Genomic DNA, 233 nt, shown 5'->3' with positions numbered 1-233 from the left:
CGCTCCAGCGAGCGGGTGATCACCGCGACCGAGGATTTCCTGTCCGGCGAAATGGGCGCCCTGCGGCGCAAGCCGTTCGGCAGCTGGATGCGCGACCTGCAGATCCGCAGGGACCTGGGGTACTGGGGCCCGTCGCAGCGGTGATGGGTGTGATGTAGAGCCGAGCCCATGCTCGGCTGCGGCAAGCCGAGCATGGGCTCGGCTCTACAGTAGATCCACGCCATGCGTGGATG

General features: G+C 67.4%; 1 pseudogene. It reads left to right on the top strand.

What is annotated here, in order from left to right:
• A pseudogene (locus IAE41_RS22370) lies at window positions 1–144 on the top strand (CDP-glycerol glycerophosphotransferase); the annotation flags it as partial.
• Between the last annotated feature and the right edge of the window lie 89 nt (window positions 145–233).

This window comes from Stenotrophomonas sp. S39, assembly GCF_016624665.1.
In the GTDB taxonomy this organism is placed as follows: Bacteria; Pseudomonadota; Gammaproteobacteria; order Xanthomonadales; family Xanthomonadaceae; genus Stenotrophomonas.
This window is presented reverse-complemented; position numbering and strand designations above follow the sequence as displayed.